Below are 18235 nucleotides of genomic sequence, written 5' to 3' on the forward strand. Positions count from 1 at the left end.
GGTAATACAGCCGCTTATCTTAACTGCCTTTCGTTCTTATCAAACACCGATGAGCGAGCGCAGCAATTTTACCCGTGATCGGCTGACAGGCAAGATGGTATGCTTCTTGTCGTCAATAATCAGGTTGTAGGTTCCATTGAAATAAGGTTGCAATTCTAGAATATGTTGCAAGTTGGCAATATAGCTGCGATGAATACGTACAAAGCCCTGCGTATTTAAGCGTTGCTCTAGCTCTGCCAACGAGAAGCGACACAGATATTGCTCGTTCATAGTATTCACGAAAACTCGGTCATTATAGGCTACGATGTAGCGCACATCTGAGAGGTTTATCAGCAAAACCCCGTCGCCTTTTTCTACCGGAATCTTCTTGAAATGTGCTTCATTGGTTGGTTCTTCCTGTTTAAGATTAATTGTCCCGCTTTTGCTGCGTTCCGGTTCAGGCTGCTTGCCCATATTGCTTTGCGCTTTCTGGATTTTGGCAATTGCCTGTGCCAATCGCTTTTCGCTGTAGGGCTTTACCAGATAATCCACCGCGTTCAGTTCAAAAGCTTTAGCGGCATGCTCATCATAGGCGGTTACGAAAACAATCAGCGGTGGGTTCTGAAGTTTGTTAATAATTTTAACGGCTTTTAGCCCGTTCAATCCGGGCATCTCAATGTCCAGAAAGAGCGCGTCAAAAACATCTTCATGCAATAATGCCAGCGCTTCGGTTGCGTTAGTACACTCTGAAACTGACTCCACCTCTGGCAGTTTCTTTAACATATACTGAAGGTCTATTCGCGCCAGTTGTTCATCATCTACAATTAGAACTTTTAGTCGGTTTGGCATAATAGCTAAACTCTTTTTACACGTGGCACTCTAAAAACTACTTTTGTGCCTTTACCTAGCTCGCTCTCAATCTTCAGGCTGTATTGTGAGCCGAATAGTTTGTGCAACCGCTCGTTAATATTGCTGAGAGCCATGCCCAGTCCTTCGCTATGTTCCGGCTTCAGCGCCTTCGCCAGCGTGGCTTCGTCCATACCCACCCCATTATCGTTCACCTCAATAACTATGTCACCGTCATCTATGGTACGAGTTTGGATTACGATAGTACCTCCGCCGATCTGGGGGGCAAGCCCGTGATTTACAGCGTTTTCCACCAGCGGTTGAACCGTTAGCACCGGAACCACCACTTGCTCGGTGCCTGTTCCAATATCGTAACTAACGCGGATATTTGTGCCAAAGCGCACTTGTTCCAGCCTTAGATAGTGTTTTACATAATCCAATTCTTCAGAAAGTAATACAAATTCGCCATGCTGCTTCAGGGTGCGTCTAAAGAAGCTGGCGAAATCGACAATCAACTCTCGGGCACGTTCGGCATCCAAGCGCACCAACGCTGCGATTGTATTCAGCGTATTGAAAAGAAAGTGCGGCGAAATCTGGGCACGCAACGCTTTTAACTCGGCTTCGGCTAATTGCCCCGCCGAACCACGCAAACGGCACATTTCAAGATTGAGGCTTACCTCTTGGGCTGCCCATCGCGCCAGTTCGAGATTAGAAGACTCAATAGGGGAAAGTTCGCTGCCAAAGATTAAGAGTGTGCCGCATACTTCCAATTCATTCTCAAGGGGAATTGCCACTAACCAGTGTGGATTTTGCGAATCCCGCTCTTTTTCAGGCTGGACGCTACTCCAGCAATTGCTCAACAGGTGGTCTTCGGTGTTGTGGCGGCAGGTCTGGTTTTTTCCAATTTCGAGGCAAAGGCGCACCGCCGGGCAGAAACGTTCTAGGTGAGGAGCTTCACTTTCATACAAAGGTCCGACATAAGCCAAGGTAGTCTGTCGCTCGGTTACTGCCACGGCGGCAAAGTTAGCGGCATTATAAAGCTCGTGCGCCAGCGCTGTCGCCGTATTCAGATTCACACCGCTTTTGAAAAGACTCGCTGTAACGCTTATTCGCCGGAAAAGCTCGATGGACTCTAGTTTCCAGGATGGTCGGGATGGGCTATCAATGCCGGAGAAACCGGAGTCGTGCGACCACTCTTGAGGTTGCTCAATTATCATTACCAGTGATTAACTCCCTTTAGCATTGATTATAATCTTTTAATCTGGCAGGTTCAATATAGGGTACTAAATGGTTATTGAATTATTACATTATTGTTAATATATTGTCTTAGAACCAAATATGTGATATATATCACTTGTTGGCATTAAAAAAGTATTAAAATAGCAAAATAGCTAACTATGCTTTTAACTATGCTTTAAGGGTTACAATTAATTCGTTACAATAGCTGGGCTTTTGCTAACATAAATATGTTACATCAAACAAGAGGTTATACTGTTTGTCTGTTAACTTATTTTAAGCTACTGCCCTAAAAACAATGATGAGTGTTGCATGAATAACGTTTCACCCCAACGCTTTGTATCATCTCAGTTATGGGTAGCGCCGCAGCATTATACCTCCAAACCTGTTCGCGCTGGATATTTAGGCGTTAAAATTCTACCATTATTTCTGATGACTCTGTCAGCTTTAGCAGGTGGTGCGGCAATAGGCGCAATTGCAGGTTCTATTTCCTACAAGTTTTTCTCCTTGTTATTCATTTTCACAGTAGGCATGGGTTTGTTGGGCGGCGCTATAATCTACGCTGTTTACCGGGCTGCTCAGTTTCGCAATCCTCACATAGCGTTAATATTCGGAATTTTAATAAGTTTTATCGCTTCCATCTCTTGTCAGGGCACAGAATACCTGCTTTTCAAAGAAGATTTTAAAGCTCAGGTACAGAGCCGCACTGTTAGTATGTACTCATCTGATTCTGACCTACTCTTCGACCGCTCTTTGCTAGAGCAAACCGGTTCAGACGGGCTTTTGGGGTACATGAAATTACAGGCACAGCAAGGAATCAACATCACCGACGCTTCCTCCGGCGAGGGTTTGGTATTGAAAGATGCGTTTGCTTGGTTCTACTGGTTGGCTGAACTGCTATTTGCATTACTGGCGAGCGCTTATGTTGCGTGGGTTAGCTCAATTAAGGCTTACTGTAACAATTGTCGTCATCCTTTTAGTGTGCCAAATTCCATCGGTTCGGTGAAAGCAGGGTTAGAACATCAATTTGTCACTTTGCTGCGAAATCAGCAATATCATATAGCTTCCCAATTGTTAGAACCACTCACCAACCGAGCAAATCGGCTTGAGGTTAAGCTGGAACGTTGCGCAACCTGCCAGTTTAGTCACAGTATTGTAACTACTGGTAATGTTAAACGCTTTTGGGGTAGCAATTCCCCTAAAGAAGTGGCAAGGCAGGAAATTTCTACCGCTCAATATCAAGAATTGGTTTATTCGATACACCAACTTTAACCTGTAATAAGCAACGCATTAAAAATTCTTAATTCTTAATTGATATTTTCTCTTGTAACAGTTCTTAATTAATGCAAAAAAAGAAGCCTTCTGTTTTTAGGCAGAAGGCTTTTCTTTTCTTCGAAAGATTGTATCACTCGGTGGAGATCGAAGGATCGACCTGCATGTTTACAGGTTGTACCTTGAGGAAGTGCTGTTCAGGCGCTTCTACAAGGAAGGCGAGTCGCTCTACATCCTCCCGCTGTCCGCTGCTTTCCAGTTCGTTGAAGTAATACTGCAACAACTGACGGACACTCACTTTGTCTCGGTCGTTGAGGCGACTCAAGCCGACCTTTGCACCTTTAGCAATGCGCCGTTTGAGAGCTGCGAGGTCGAGACCCATATCGGGTTGTAGGCGCAGATAAACCGTACCGCCGGTCATACCGCTACAAATCCACGGACCGGGATCACCTAGTACCAATGCACGCCCGTTGGTCATATATTCGAAGGCAAAGCCCTTCAAATTGCTGCGTGCGCCGATGTAGCCGAGGTTGTCGTCCACCGTCTCGTACAGTTCGCCACCGATAATCACGTCCGCACCGGAGAGGCGGATACCGAAACGACTGTCAGCGTTGCCCTGTACAATGAATAGCCCACGTTGTGCCCCGTAGGCAAAGCTCTTGCCCACGCCGCCGTCCACGCGCTTGCCCCAGCGATTTTTGCCCTTCATGATTACAATCGAACCGCCAAGTGAGCTTTTGCCGACACCGTCCTGCGCGCCACCTTGTACTACTACTTTCACGGCGCGACTGTTAAAGGCGGCTAACCCATTGCCGGGTATAGAGCCACTATTGAGCATCAGGTTGACTTTTTCATCTTTGCCGATGCGTGGCTCTTCAATATCGCTTACCCCGACAAGGTTGTGGAGTCCACGAGAGCTGATGTTGTGGGCGAAACTTGGACCGGCGCCAAAACCGTCACGGATCAACGCTCCGGCGAGGTGTGTACCTACCGAACGATCTATCGAACCTAGATGCTCTTCCTCATGGAAGAATTCGGTTTTCGAGTGACCGTTATTACTAGTTCCGGCAGCTATCATATCGTGTACGTGGGTGGTGATTCGGCGGGTGGTATCGCCACTGTAAGCTGCAACCGGTACAGCGGCGCAAGGCATACAGATACGGGGTTGCCGCGCCCGCTCTTCGGCTTCGGATTTCTGCCGTTCAACCCATGCCGAAATTGGCTTGAGCATTTCCGTCCAGTCCACTAGGGTTTGTGCCCGCTCCTGTACCAACAAATCGCTGCGCCCTACCAAGTCTTGTAAACGGTAATAACCTAACCGAGCCACTTGAGTCTTAAGCTCCTCGCCCATTGCGGTGAAGAAGGTAACGAGTTGTTGTACTGCGCGCTCTTCCATTTGTGGCACAAATCGTTTCAAGCCGCGTTGCTTGGCTTCTTCTTCCGACTCAATTTGAGTGGCGATACCTACGTGGCAGGTATCTTTCTGGCAAGCACGACAGATTGTACAACCGATTGCGACCATCGCTAGTGTAGCGAAGCCAACCCGGTTTGCGCCTAACAACACCATTTTTAGCACGTCACTGGCGGTTTTCATGCCACCGTCTACCCATACTTCTACCTGATCGCGCAAGCCTGACGCTACTAGTGCGCGGTGGGTTTCAACCACACCCACATCAGAGGGCAAGCCTACATACTTGAGGGCGTGGGTGCGTGCTGCGCCGGTGCCACCGTCGAATCCGCTCAACGTAATGATGTCCGCTCCGGCTTTGGCAATACCAACCGCAATAGTGCCGATGTTAGCCACTACCGGCACTTTAACCGCAACTCTGGCATCAGGGTTGGCGGTTTTAAGCTCGCTGATGAATTGCGCCAAGTCTTCGATGCTGTAAATATCATGGTTGTTGGAGGGCGAAATTAGGTCAACCCCTTTGGAAGCGTTGCGGGCAGCCGCTACCTTTTCGGTTACTTTTGAACCGGGTAGGTGACCGCCTTCACCGGGTTTTGCCCCCTGCCCGATTTTGATTTCGAGCAAGTGCGCCGAGTTGAGCAACTCAATGTTCACACCAAAGCGCCCACTGGCTATCTGTACGCCGCGCGTATTATAATAGCAGCCGAGTATCTCTTTCATCTCGCCGCCCTCACCGTTGAGTGTTACCATGTTAAGCACTTCACCGGCTTTGGCATAGGCTTTGTATGGAATTTCACCTTGTGAGCCGAAAGACATTGAACTGATGGCAAACGGCAGGTTATGCCGCTCGATGGTTATATCTACTTCTTTAGGGTCAACCGGTGTCAGTTCGTTTGCGGCAGCGTTCCTGAAATCAATGTCCAGCACATGCCGCATACTGATAGGGTCCTCCGCCTCAAGCGCCTGTACTTGTTGCTCGTATTTGCTAAAAGATGCCTGCCCGATGGCGACTTGTCCGGCTGTCTTCCAGACTTTCGGATAGAGATGGAAGTCGCGCACCATTTTGGATTCTTTATCGCCACGCAAGATTTGCCGACGTTCTTCCGAGTCCGCTTTCATCGCTGCCCAACCAAAGCCGCCCTTGTTGGAGCCGCCAAAGTTGCGAGTGTTGAAGTAGCGGGCAATTTCGGGGGCAAGCCCGATGCTTGGGAAGAGGCGACCATAGCCGCGCAACTCATGGATACCCATTGTGCTGATGACTTTCTCAAGACCTTTCTTGAGACCTTCCACCAGATTTTCTATGCGCTTGCGGATTAACTTCTGACGAGTTTCTGGTTCGGCGCTCTCCATTTTTGCTTTGGAGGCGGCAACTTCGATCATCAGGTAAGGGCTAACTGCATCTGCGCCCATCCCGTAAGCTAGGATAATGTCGTGCAGGTTGCGGAGACTACCGCTACGCATAATGATGCTGGTTTCGCGTCTCAAGTTGCGGAAGCTTTCGCCTTCACGTAGGGGCGCTTTGGAATTGCGCAACCCCTCGTCCAGCGCTGCCACCACCAGATGCGGGTCGAGCCAGAAAACTTCGCCATTCAGGGCTTCCGTATCATCCACAACTACTATTTTCGCGCCTTTGCGCACCCCGTTTATAGCTTCATTAAGCATACGTAGTATTGCGTCAGCAGGCTCTTCATCTTCCTGATAAACGCTACTGATGATACAAATAGCTTCCTGACGGAAACCGTTTTGGCTAACAAATTCGACCAGTTCTTCCAGTAGATAGGTTTCAGTGGCGCGGGCTGACTCCCAGTAAAGGTCAGGCGAAAGCGGTGCGCCATCCCCGGCATGTCCACCTAGTAAAATGGGGCAGCTTAATTCAACCATGCGACTTGGGCGTGGTTTGAATTTGGTATTGATACCCAACCGAAGCGGCCCGCTGCCGGGTCGTGGTAGTCCGGTGCTACCATAAAGGGAAGGACGCGCTCCTAACGCTACACGGGTTGAGAAATGTTCAATCTCACGTTCGCGGTCGATTGCCGGGTTGGTAACTACCGCCACGTTTTCCTTGAAAAAGTCGGCGATATTGCGTTGTTCCTTGTTAAGCGCGGCTAAGGGGCCATCGTAACCTAGCGAGCCAATCGGCTCGTTTGCGGTATCGGCTAAGAATTCAAGATAATGCAAGTCATCACCACTCCAGCCCAACGCCGACATTAAAATCTCGGTGCGAACTTCGTCTGGATGCTCAATCTTGCTTTCGGGTAAGAGCCGTACTGCTGTATCATCGTCCGGCAAAATGGCGGGTGGTTGCGAGAACTGAATCAATTTGGCGGTATCTTTAGGGATTACCAACCGGGCGCTGAAGCGTTTTAGAGCTTCTTGTTGCACACGTGGATAAGACCAGATCACGTTTTCCTCGCCGTGAGCGCGCACCTGCACGTAAATTTTCTCTCCGGGAGCCAGCGGCTTGGGGTCATAAACCATTTCTTCAATGGAAAATACGCCTTTTTCGCTGGAGAAAAAGTAGGTTTCATCTACTTGACCGAACCACAGTGGGCGCAATCCCAAGGCATCCACTGCGAAGATCAGTTCATCCTTGTGGCGGCTGAGAATACCGGCAGGTCCTTGCGCAAACGGTCCGTAAGCTTGTCGCAAGAAGACGTAAAGGTTTTGCAAATCTGGCTCAAGTTGCTTGATTTCGTTCACGATAGGCGGGAAAGCGATTTCCATCGCTTCAAGCAGCTTGTAATCGTAATCGTGAATGAGGGTAGCAATGGTGCGATCGAGGTCTTGCGAGTCGCTGCCATCAATGGGAAGTTGCGCGCCGAGCATGCGGGCTTCCTGCTGCAAACGTCCCACCGTGTTAATTTCGCCGTTATGGGCTAGCACAGGGAAAGGTTGTACCCGGAAGAAACTGGTTTGGGTATTGGTGCAATAGCGGCTATGCCCTACTACCGAGATTGAGGTGACTTTGGGATTTACGATTTCAGGGAAGTAACGTTCAAGGGCATCACCGGAGCCGCGGATTTTGTAAACTACTGAGTGTTTACTGAGAGAAGAGAAGCAAACGGCGGGATTTAGCTCTGTCTGTAGTTGCACCTTGAACAAGGTTCGCTCTAGATCAGAGAGGTTGCCTCCAAACTGAGAGATGCCTGCAAGTTGCCATTGGTAAGGCTCTTCCTCTCGCCCTAACTTACCAAGCGCCTCACTATTTACCTCTGTGTGTCGGGTATAGAGTACTCGTAACCCTGCGTTTTCAAAGTGCCGTAGCACCTCTCGAATAGTTTGATCTTCATCGGCTTTGCGGGCGATCATCAAATGACCTACCCAAAAATCTTCACGGTAGGCAATTACAGGGTCTTGTCCAGATTCAACCAGCTTTTGTTCCCAGAGTTGGTGCGGCAGGTCGATCATGATGCCACAACCATCGCCCTCGCCGTTTACCATACCGGCACGATGGCTCATTTTGATTAGCCCATCGAGGGTTTGTCGGATGGTGTTATGCGTGGGATGCGCGGATTTATTGACTACCGCGAGCAGGGCGCAGGCATCATGTTCACGTTCGAAATTGTTAAAGGGTGAAAAGGGATCAATATCCGAGACCAGTTCAACAGGTTTTTCCTCGCGTCCGGCAAAAGCAATTGGTATAACCGAGCGAGTGGGGGAGTGCATAGGTTCTAGAGCAGCTAAATCCGAAGAGTCGTGTTCAAAATTAAGGTCAGACTGAGGCTTACAATCCCCCTCATCTCGTTTGTTCATACCTAAAATCCTCCTCAATGCAATGCAGGTAAGACGAACATAGCGCGCAGCGCTTCAGGTTCTTTAATTTAGTCCCCGGCAAAAGGGACTGGGTTTAAATAAATAACTCTTAAAGCCACAGTTGCTAAAATTTCCGTACTGACTTTGTACGCTTGCGCGGGCGGGGGTATTGCTGAAATTCCTTGCCCAGGTTCGACATCAACACTGAGGTCGAGGAAGTGCGGCTTTGCGGTGCAGATTTTTATAGAATGCCGGGTTTTGAATAGTGTAACTTCTTAAAATTAATGAGTTTCGCTGCCCCTAAGCAACGATGTGGTTCAACCATAAGCAGTTCAGGATAAAATATTCTCTTCCTAACTACCATCAATTATATTGTGATAGATTATACAGGTAATCAGGAGTGAGTCAAGCGTTTTATGGCATTATTATTATAAGATATTATATCATATGATAGATTATAACGAATCAATAAATCCTCTGATTTTGCCTTGACATAAGTAATAACGAACCCGTAATAAGGCTGACTACAAAGGGCTTGAGCAGTTGCCTTTCTACTGTTTTGCGCAAAGTCTCGCCCTTATTTGCGCAAGATAAGAGTTTACCTGAAATCGCTTCTCTTGCATGAACATCTACACCGTACGAATTTATCAATACCGCACATCGGTTTATGAAGTACTAGTACCAAGCGCTCCTAAAGTTCCATTTGGGACCTATTTTTTTGTTAATTCACTTGATATTTAATGCCCTTCCCTTATATATAATAGATATTAAAATATAGGGATAACCGCATTTTGCTGAGGCGGTTGATGCCAGTAGTTATTGCGAAGTAACAGACCTGTTAAACTTAATGCCCCTTTCCCTCCTTTTTGCAGGAAAGGGGAAACTACGCCTCCCTTCTTTCCTTCCCAAGTTGGACATAGCCCCTTCGGCATGGTAATATCCGTTTATCAGTGGGAAAAATTTTCAGGAGGATAGTTTTTATTATATTGGGCAAGTTCATCATTAAAACGCTTTACTGCTTTGTGCTGGCGCTTTTGGTTTCCGGCTACTTGTTACAAAACGTTTCTGCTCAGACTCCAAACGTGTCTCGCATTTCTTCTCAACCCGAAACTCCCCTTCATAGTGTCAATGTTGCTCCCGCCCTTACTGCTCGTGCTGCTATCGCGATTGATGCCGATACCGGGAGAATCCTGTATGCCAAAAATCCGCACCAGTCGTTACCGATGGCAAGCACTACCAAAATTATGACCGTTTTGACCCTTTTTGCTATTCCCGGCACTAGCCTAAACGATTATACGGTAGTGACAAAGGATGATTTGGTGGGGGAAGCCAATATGGGTCTGGTAGAAGGGCAGCGCATTCGAGTGCTGTTTTTGCTCTACGGCGCATTGATGGACAGCGCAAATGATGCTGCCACCGCTATTGCTCATTATGCTGGTTCAAAATTGCCCGGCAGCGGCGATTCGATGGCTAAATTTGTGCAGGAGATGAACCGTCAAGCTACATTAATGGGGATGGAAGATTCGAATTTTGCTAACCCGCATGGGCTGGACAATCCCTCTCATTATAGCAGTGCGCAGGATTTAGCGATTGCAGGTTGGTACGCTATGAAGAATCCGACAATAGCCAATGTTGTTAAGTTGAGCGAAACAACGGTGGAAGGCAACTATTTCTTTAATATCTCAAACTTTATCAGGCGTTACCCCGGCGCAAATGGAGTCAAACCGGGTGAAACCGATGAAGCGGGGCTTTGTCTTGTCGCTTCCGCCAGCCGTTTTGGGCATAATGCCATTGTGGTTGAGCTTAACAACCCCAACTTGCGTACTGAGAGCGATCTGCTTATGGATTACGCTTTTAACCAAATTCTTGATTATGAAAAACCCGGCGTGAATCGCCAACTCCTGCTTGGTTACATCGGTTTGCCAGATGCGGGCAAGTTACGCCCTTATCGCGCTCTAGTAACCGACTTTCAGCGCAATTTCAGCGAAGCAGCGCGTTACTTGCTGGCATTGCAGGGGTTATTTGCTAAAGTCGCTTGATAGGTGTCTCCTTAACACTATGTTAAAGACTCCTTAAAAGGGTATTAATCGGGTTACTTTATAATGAAATGCACGTTTCTGATATTTCTGCTTGAATAAGTTCTCGCAGAATGGGTATAATCTGTATAATATGAAGCGTGCGGGTTGCGGAGAAATGTCTCGCTTTTAATCTGTAGCCTGTAATCTGTTTTGCAGAAGCATTGATTTAAGTCCTGTAACAAGGCTAGGTTTCCGCGAATAAATTGAGGTTGTATGGCAACAGTACAGGAAAAGCTTGTCACTGCTAATAAGATTGAGTTGCCCGGCGAAAACTCTGCAGAGGTAAAGCGTCGCAAATTCAGGAAAATGTTGCGAAGCTCCTTAAAGGCTTACCTTTTTATCGCCCCTGCGTTAATCATCCTCTTTTTCTTCCACTTCATGCCGATAATCTATGCTTTCTTTCTCAGTCTCTATAAAAGAATCTCAGCCGTAAAAGGTATTGTTCCTCCTGCCGAGAATTTCGCAGGTTTTGATAATTACAGTAAATTGCTGTTTGATGACCCTGATTGGTGGAATGCTTTCTGGAATACGCTTGGGTATGTAGCGCTTTCGGTGTTTCTCGGTATCGCGGCAGCGCTTGGGGTGGCGTTGATGCTAGATAAGGTAACCAAAGGTAAAAACCTCTACCGTACACTTTTCTTCCTACCCTATGTTACTTCATTGATAGCTATTGCCGCAGTCTGGAATATCATTTTCGCCCCCTTTTCTTCCAATGCGCTGACCCGCGCTAACCCCGATCGTCCCGGCGGTCTGGCAAATTGGGTTTTTGCGGCGATAGGCATTCCGATGCAACGCTGGAGACTGGATGATCGGGGTATCCTGAAGTTGATATTCGACAATGGCGGACGTGGTCCCGATGTTGGAACGCTAGCGATAAAGTTGGTATTGTTGGCAGGGCTGATGAGCTTTATCGTGTGGCTATACCGCCATTTTGAGGGTGGAATCTGGAACTGGCTTACAGGTTTGCTGACGACCTTTGCCGCGCTTGTGGGTTGGTCTGTAATTGTAGAACTTGCTCATTTCTTCACTTGGGATAGCTTCTGGGGCGGTCCTAGCATGGCAATGTTCACGATGGTCATAATCTCGACATGGCATATTTTGGGCTTCAATACGGTGCTACTACTGGCAGGTCTTACCAATATTTCGCGGGAACTTTACGATGCGGCAAAAATTGACGGGGCGCGTGGCTGGCAAATGTTTACCAAAATGACCATACCATTGCTTTCGCCTACACTTTTCTTTATGGTGGTGGTAGGTACTATCGGCGCGTTCCAGTCTTTTACCCTGTTCTTCGCAATTTACAACGGTTCTAGCACTAACCGCAGCACTACGGTGCTTTCCATCTTCTATTATGATGTAACCTTTGGGCGCGGTTCCGGTTCGGACACCTCCGGTTTCGGTTATTCCTCTACTATTGTAATGATGATGCTGGTAATAATAATGGGTATCAGCTTTGTACAGCAGCGGATACTGGGCAAGCGAGTGAACTATGATTAAAACTGCCGGAACTCCGCAAAAGGTTAAAGCCGGGTCTTTGTTATCTAGCCGTGCATCTAACAGGCTTGGGCAGCTATTTCTACATATACTCATTATCATGCTTCTGTTGTTGATGTTAATGCCCTTTTTCTGGATGGTTGCAACTTCGTTAAAACCGGCAGCCGATGCTACCCCACAAAGCCTGAACGGTGAAGATAAAAGCATCTCCCGTTTTCTAGGATTTTTCTTGCCCAATGGACTTCATTTCGAAAATTACGGCGATGCTTGGAATGGGAATTATGGCTCGAGCGCAAAAGTTCCAAAAGACTTTTTCGATGCTCCTTTCACCCGTTATTTTACCAACTCAATTATCGTTGGGGTAGCGCAAACTATTGGCGTATTGATTACGTCCACACTGGCAGCATATGCTTTTGCCCGTTTGAAATTCTGGGGTTCCGGTATTCTCTTTGGTTTTATTCTGGCGACAATGGCAATTCCCCATGAAGCTAGCTATATTCCCAATCTGGTAATTGTGACCCAATTGGGGAATGTAGCGGGTGCTTTGGGAACGAATACCTATACTGCCCTGTTTTTGCCTTGGATTTCATCGGCTTTTTATATCTTCTTGCTACGACAGTTTTTTATGAGTTTGCCGCAAGAACTATACGAAGCAGGACAACTGGACGGTCTTACCGATATAGGCTACCTTTGGAGAATTGCGGTTCCTTTGTCTATGCCCGCGATTCTAACCGTAGCCCTCTTTGCTTTCCAGGGAAGCTGGAACGCTTTCCTGTGGCCTTTAATCGCAGCCCCTACTATTCCGGTTATCCAAACCGGGTTGCGTACCTTCCTCGGCAACTCCGAGGTTGGCACCGAGTGGGATCTATTGATGGCTGCCGCTACTATTGGTATTGTACCGATGATGTTTTTGTACTTTCTGGTGCAACGCCGTTTTATCGAAGGCGTTTCTCGTACCGGAATCAAATAGGTTTTTCTGGCAGACGTATTTTACGTTTGCTTCGCTTATTGTGTTATCGAGTCTCTTAAAGGAGGAGATTCTGAATGAAAACAATTAACCGGAAGTTTTCGGTGCTGGTGGGTTTGTTGGTTTTATTGGCGACTTTGCTGGTTGCCTGTGGGGATAATACCGCCACTCCAGTGCCTGCCACTACGACTGCGGCAGCCACCACTGCCTCTGCTACCACCGTTGCTGCTACCACTGCCTCTGCTACTACAGCAGCAGCTACGACTGCGGCAGCCACCACCACTGTTACCACTGCCTCTGCCACTACCGCAGCAGCAACTGGCGTGGGTGTGACCGTTGATGTGGATGGCACCAAAGTTACTATTAAGCCGGGCGGTGGTCAGAAATTCGAACCTAAGAGTGAAGTCACCGTTACTATCTGGAGTAGCCAGGTCAAAGGTAACGGCGAACGCCTCGCCACTATAATGAAGGATTTTGAAGCAGCCAATCCTAAAATTAAGGTAAAGATTGACACTCGCAACGATACCTTTACCTATAACGACATCCTGAAAGCTCTTACCCAGTCCGCCACTGCCGGTGGTATGCCCAATATCGCGACCGGCTACGAAAACTGGGTTCCCGCTTTTGTGGATGCCAAACTCGCTCTCGGTTTGAACAAGTTTATCAGCGGTCAATACGGGTTGAGCCAGAAAGACCTCGAAGATTATCGCCCCAATATGTTGGCGCGTGGTATCTTCCCCCAATACAATAACGAAACCTATACTTGGCTATTCAGCAATAGCGGTCCCGTTATGTACTACAATCAAGACCTTTTTACCCAATATGGTCTTAAGACCCCAGATGAAAACTATACTTGGGATCAATTCGTATCCGACTCCAAGACCGTCACCGAGAAAAGCGGCGGCAAGGCAGTTGGTTATGTTTTTCCCACCAAATCCGTTTCTGAATTAATAGCCATGCCGATTTACGCCAGAGGTGGTCAGATTTATGACTATCAAAACGGTAAGTTCCTGTTTGACCAGAAGCCCGCGCTTGACCAACTTAACATGCTGTACGATGGGGTTAAAGCTGGTTACTTTGCTACTGCCGACCCCGGTGTAGCATTTGATAACCAAATACGATTTGAGCAGCAGAAGTCTTTGTTCTATATCGCCAGCACTTCCAGCCGCTCCTTCCTTGCTGATGATATTTCTAAAGGTAATAACAGTGCCAAGCCTTTCAACTGGAGTGCAACCGTGCCGCCTCACGCTGCCGGAGTAAAACCAGTAACTACTCTCTACGGTGGCGCTATTCTTGGGTTCAAGGGCAAGAGCGATGATGAAGATTTGGCGACTTGGGAAGTGATGAAGTTTATGGGTTCTGCCGGATTCCAGGCAAAGTGGGCTTCCGCCAGCGGTTACGTACCGGCTACCAAGAGCACCGTTGACGACCCGACCTATAAAACCTTCCTTGCCGCTGCTCCTCAGAACAAAATCCCGTTAGTAGTTTACGATTATGCCAGCGCTGCCGAGCCAAAACTAGGTCAGTGGCAGCAGGTGCGCGACCTCGTGGACAGCAATGTGGACGCGCTTTTCCAGGGCAAGGGTACTCCTGCCGATACCGTCAAAGCTATAAATGATCAGGCAAATGCTACCCTCAAAAAGTAACTAAAAGCTGGTTAGATATTACCAAAAAGAACTCCCCGGTGCTTTTTGCCGGGGAGTTTTTCTATACCTTTGTTTTTTCTGGAATACACATTATACTGCCCTTAGAAGTAGCTAGAATCGATTCTCTAATACAAATCAAATATGCAGAGTATTGTATCTGTACATATATGTTAGTAATATATGACCATGACATATATAGCAGGCATACGAAGCTCTGCTTGGGGGAGACAAGAAAGTGCCTCACGGATTTGGTGGTCCTCCGTGGCACGGGGGAAAACGCGGTGGTTGGTTTATGCAACCGCCGGTATGGGGGTTCTTGCAACCCAACCTGCTATTGATACTGGCGCAGGGACCGCAACATGGTTATAGCTTGATGGATGCATTGGATAAAAGCCAATTCCTCGGCAGCGCTGTGGATGTGGGCAACCTGTATCGAACGTTGCGCCGAATGGAAGCGGAAGGACTGGTTGTTTCTACCTGGAGTGAGGACGGTCCCGGTCCAAACAAACGGGTGTACAAAATTACCGAAGCAGGCGAACAACTGTTGCGGTTTTGGGCGAGTTCGTTGGAGCAACGTGTACGGGTAATTAACCGCTTCATTGATGAATTTCACCGAGTTTTCGGCGAAGAGGAAGGCGCTTCTGCCGGAACTACAGGCGAAGGCTCGGATGAGACAATATAAGTAGTTTGTATTTAGAGAAAGGTTTTAACTATGAGCAGATTTAACTGCGACCCTGCCACTCGGCAGGCAAACTTTGATAATTATGATGAAGGCGCAAATTCGCGCCCGTTTGGCGGTGCCGGTTTTGGGCCGCGCTTTGGTTTTGGAATGCACGGGTGGGGTGCGCCGAAGTTCTCCGGTCGTCCGTCTGGATTTGGTCAATTTGGGGGACATCGCCACCGACATGGTGGACATGGACACGGTCACAGTCACGGACAAGAGGACTGGAATCAATTGGATAATATGATTGTGGGTCTCGAAAAGGTTCAGGAATTTCTAGGAGAGAAGCAAGCCCGGATTAGCGCAAAACTTCAGGAATTGCGCGCTGAACAAGCTCGCCGCAATGAAAGCCGTCCGACTGAGAGCAAACCTCAAAGCGGTAATGTCGATTCCGACTTGCTATAACTCGTAAAACCTTACTATGCCAAAAGCCTTGGCAGTTGAAAGTTGAGTCTATAAACCGCCGGGAGGGTCTTTGACCCTCCCTTTTATTTTGTATTACTTTAACGAAAAATTAGGGTTTTTGATAAAACTTAATTGATTGCCGAAGGGGTCAATTACCGAGGCAACCTGAATACCCTCGCCTACATCCCGGACTCCACCGTTGGCGATTGCTCCTAGTTCTAGCAAGCGTTGGTGGGTAGCTTCGGCATCTTCCACTCCCCAATAGACCGTAGAACCGGTAGCCGAACCCGGGTTAGCATTTGGGTCTAAGCCCAACTCGTAGCCTCCTACATTAAAACCCACATAATAGGGTTGGTCAAAATAGGGCGAGAATCCCAAAACCTGAGTGTACCATTCTTTAGCCTTTTTAATATCTGGTACACCATAAATCGCAGTTCGTAGTCCTTGAAACATTCAAGTTCTCCTTATTTAAAATCTCAAATTTAGAGTTAGCTATCAAAAGTCGAAAGCTGATGGAATCAATTTCTTATGGTCAGTATCCTGACATGCTAATATTTGTGCCGAACAACAAGGAAAAGGAGCTATTCTTGTACATTGCTCATATATATAATCTACTATAGTACAAATGAATCCTATTTACAGATAAATGCTAGAATATGCGGAACAAAGCGCACATGCCAAAATAGAATCAAGGAAAACTGATGCGAAAAACCTATTATAGAGCAGCACTTTTGTTAGTAATTCTTCTACTGTTACAATTGGCTTTCAACCCTCTTATCACTCAAGGAACTCTTCTACAGGATTCTTCAAATTCTGCTATCCCCGGAACCCCGCTAATTTTGGTAACTGACGGACAGCCAAACCCGGTTAAGGTGGCACCACCGCTTAACTTTTCGCGTAGGATGGCAAAATCCAACAGTGTGCTGGCTACTCCTACCGCTACTTTTTCGGTAACCTATAATGGCTTCTCGGCTCAGGCACAAGCTGCTTTCCAATATGCGCTTGACATTTGGGCGACACAAATTACTTCTCCGGTGCCGATCACAATCAATGCTTACTGGACAAATTTGCAGACCTGTTCTTCGGGGCAAGCTTGTATTCTTGGCGCAGCCGGACCCTACGAAGAGTTCCAGGATTTCTCCGGCGCAACATTAAACAATACCTTGTACGCTGCCGCACTGGCGAATAAGTTACACCGTTCTGATATTGATCCAGTTCTGTCCGACATAATTGCACAGTTTAACAGCGGATATCCTGACTGGTATTACGGAACCGATGGCAATACCCCCTTAAATAAGATTGATTTTGTCAGCGTGGTTTTGCATGAAATCGGGCATGGGCTGGGTTTCTTTGGAGATATTAGTTACAATACCACCACTTTCAAGGGCAGCTATGGTTATCCCGCCATTTACGATCGGTTCGCGGTGAATGGTTCTGGGCAATCCCTGCTTAATACTACGTTGTTCCCTAACCCCTCTACTGCGCTTGGTTCTCAACTGGTAAGCAACAATCTTTATTTCGACTCGCCTACCGTCAGAGAAATAAATGGGAGCAATACTGCCAAACTTTACGCACCATCTCCTTGGGAGCAAGGTTCAAGTTATTCGCATCTGGACAATATATATAACGGTACACCGAACGCTCTAATGACTTATTCAATTGGAACAGGTGAAGTACAACATAACCCCGGTTCGCTAATACTGGCGATGTTCAGGGATATGGGTTGGACAGTCGCCCTTACGCCCAACGATCCAACCTTATTGGTTGCCACTCCTTTTTCTAGCACTCGGATTGATCTAACTTGGCACGATAATTCCAGCTACGAGACTAATTACCGAATAGAGCGCAGTCCCAACGGCAGTTCTAATTGGTCATCAATCGCCATGCTTCCCGCTAGCAGTACTAGTTATAGTGATACCGGGCTTTTCTCTGCAACACTTTATTACTACCGGGTGCTGGCTTCTAATTTGGGAGTTGATTCTGGTTATTCCAATACGGCAAATGCCACTACCAACACCGGAACTATCTGGACAGTCACAAGTACTGAGGATTCAGGTGATACAGCAAGTAAGGGTACAGATGGTACTCTGTCCTACGCTCTCAATCAAGCTACCAACGGGCATACTATTAAATTCTTATTGAACGGTGGTGCAACCACTATCAATGTTAGTGGGGCGTTAAGAGCAGTTCAGGCAGGTGTGATTATTGACGGAGGAGCTTGCACCAGCGGGACTGGTATTACCATAATGGCTAAGCCTGATATGGCTGCTGCTACTGATATAACAATCAACGGTCTGGTGTTGGGTGGTGCAACCATCCGCAATATAACAGTCTCAGGCTTTGGTGGTAGGCAGATTGTAGCGAATCCCGGACGAGATATCCTATATTGCTCCAAAGGTAGCAAAAAATAAGAGAATACCTATGCCTCAA

12 protein-coding genes are annotated in these 18235 nt (G+C 47.4%); 8 read left to right on the forward strand and 4 right to left on the reverse strand.

Annotated elements, in window-relative coordinates:
* Window positions 1–39: 39 nt before the first annotated feature.
* A complete protein-coding gene (locus OZ401_RS02650; protein ID WP_341469166.1) occupies window positions 40–828 on the reverse strand; it encodes a LytR/AlgR family response regulator transcription factor in 789 nt (262 codons plus the stop codon).
* A 5-nt stretch (window positions 829–833) separates the two neighbouring features.
* The gene (locus OZ401_RS02655; RefSeq protein ID WP_341469167.1) at window positions 834–2042 is read right to left on the reverse strand and encodes a sensor histidine kinase; all 1209 of its coding nucleotides are present in this window, start codon (window positions 2040–2042) and stop codon (window positions 834–836) included.
* Between the two features lie 331 nt (window positions 2043–2373).
* Between OZ401_RS02655 and OZ401_RS02660 the strand changes: the two genes are divergently transcribed.
* Window positions 2374–3333: a hypothetical protein gene (locus tag OZ401_RS02660; protein WP_341469168.1), complete on the forward strand. Its 960-nt coding sequence runs from the start codon at window positions 2374–2376 to the stop codon at window positions 3331–3333.
* 133 nt (window positions 3334–3466) lie between these two features.
* Here OZ401_RS02660 and OZ401_RS02665 read toward each other — a convergent pair whose 3' ends face one another.
* Window positions 3467–8494 (reverse strand): glutamate synthase-related protein, encoded by a 5028-nt coding sequence (locus OZ401_RS02665; RefSeq protein ID WP_341469169.1) that lies wholly within the window; start codon window positions 8492–8494, stop codon window positions 3467–3469.
* A gap of 986 nt (window positions 8495–9480) precedes the next feature.
* Here OZ401_RS02665 and OZ401_RS02670 point away from each other — a divergent pair.
* The 6 genes from OZ401_RS02670 to OZ401_RS02695 all read left to right on the forward strand — a co-directional run bounded on the left by OZ401_RS02670 (window position 9481) and on the right by OZ401_RS02695 (window position 15805).
* Window positions 9481–10533, forward strand: coding sequence for a D-alanyl-D-alanine carboxypeptidase family protein (locus tag OZ401_RS02670; RefSeq protein ID WP_341469170.1), 1053 nt, complete (start codon window positions 9481–9483; stop codon window positions 10531–10533).
* A 252-nt stretch (window positions 10534–10785) separates the two neighbouring features.
* Window positions 10786–12069 carry a carbohydrate ABC transporter permease gene (locus OZ401_RS02675; RefSeq protein WP_341469171.1) on the forward strand — a complete coding sequence of 428 codons (1284 nt, stop codon included), beginning with the start codon at window positions 10786–10788 and terminating at the stop codon, window positions 12067–12069.
* A complete protein-coding gene (locus OZ401_RS02680) occupies window positions 12062–13036 on the forward strand; it encodes a carbohydrate ABC transporter permease (protein ID WP_341469172.1) in 975 nt (324 codons plus the stop codon). Before OZ401_RS02675 ends, OZ401_RS02680 begins: the two co-directional genes overlap by 8 nt.
* A gap of 74 nt (window positions 13037–13110) precedes the next feature.
* Window positions 13111–14679 carry an extracellular solute-binding protein gene (locus tag OZ401_RS02685; protein ID WP_341469173.1) on the forward strand — a complete coding sequence of 523 codons (1569 nt, stop codon included), beginning with the start codon at window positions 13111–13113 and terminating at the stop codon, window positions 14677–14679.
* Window positions 14680–14914: 235 nt separating this feature from the next.
* Window positions 14915–15361: a PadR family transcriptional regulator gene (locus tag OZ401_RS02690; protein ID WP_341469174.1), complete on the forward strand. Its 447-nt coding sequence runs from the start codon at window positions 14915–14917 to the stop codon at window positions 15359–15361.
* A gap of 30 nt (window positions 15362–15391) precedes the next feature.
* Entirely contained in the window at window positions 15392–15805 is a 414-nt protein-coding gene (locus tag OZ401_RS02695) for a hypothetical protein (RefSeq protein WP_341469175.1), read from the forward strand.
* 93 nt (window positions 15806–15898) lie between these two features.
* Here OZ401_RS02695 and OZ401_RS02700 read toward each other — a convergent pair whose 3' ends face one another.
* Entirely contained in the window at window positions 15899–16258 is a 360-nt protein-coding gene (locus tag OZ401_RS02700; protein WP_341469176.1) for a VOC family protein, read from the reverse strand.
* Between the two features lie 248 nt (window positions 16259–16506).
* Here OZ401_RS02700 and OZ401_RS02705 point away from each other — a divergent pair, with 248 nt between their 5' ends.
* Window positions 16507–18216: a fibronectin type III domain-containing protein gene (locus OZ401_RS02705; RefSeq protein WP_341469177.1), complete on the forward strand. Its 1710-nt coding sequence runs from the start codon at window positions 16507–16509 to the stop codon at window positions 18214–18216.
* Window positions 18217–18235 lie beyond the last annotated feature (19 nt).

This window comes from Candidatus Chlorohelix allophototropha (assembly GCF_030389965.1).
Taxonomy (GTDB): Bacteria; Chloroflexota; Chloroflexia; order Chloroheliales; family Chloroheliaceae; genus Chlorohelix; species Chlorohelix allophototropha.